This window comes from Staphylococcus sp. 231237_7MaSpsaltlick (assembly GCF_043107035.1).
The window spans coordinates 1-579 of record NZ_JBICNX010000276.1; the positions used below are offsets into that span (position 1 = coordinate 1).

Consider the following 579-nt stretch of genomic DNA (forward strand, 5'->3'; position numbering starts at 1 on the left):
ATACTTAGTAAATGTACCATAGCGACCTTCTTCATCACCACGTAAATGATCGGGTGAGAATCCGCCAGGAATTAATAATGCATCATAATTTTCTGGTTTCGCATCTGCAATGCTAACATCTACAGTTACTTTCTCCCCATGTTTGCCAACAAGTTCATGTTTTGCTGTATCTCCAATAACTTCAGTCTCAAATCCAGCATTTTCTAATGCTTCTTTTGGACTAGTCAATTCTATATCTTCAAATTCATCTGCTAAAATGATTGCTACTTTTTTAGTCATAATCCAACCTACCTTTCAATTATACTTTAAAACCTAAGTACTATATACACTAGAAAAAGGAAATTTAAACATAATAGGTTGATTGATATCAGGAAGTTTGTTTTGTAATTCACTTAATGGTATTTGATAACCTAGAATAAGTTTTATAGACAATTTCATAGTAAATTATTAATTGAGTATAGTGTTTGCTTAAAATAAAAATAGATTATGAGCATAACGCTAGATTATTATATTGAATCTTTTCTAATAGTATAGAAGTATAAAATTGATTAATATACAATCCTCTCTTTTAAAAAGTTT

The 579-nt window shown here is 29.0% G+C and carries 1 protein-coding gene; it reads right to left on the reverse strand.

Annotated elements, in window-relative coordinates; genetic code table 11:
• Positions 1–279, reverse strand: a 279-nt coding sequence (locus ACF91D_RS31435; protein WP_392438647.1) for a DJ-1/PfpI family protein, incomplete at its 3' end; no start/stop codon positions are given.
• Positions 280–579 lie beyond the last annotated feature (300 nt).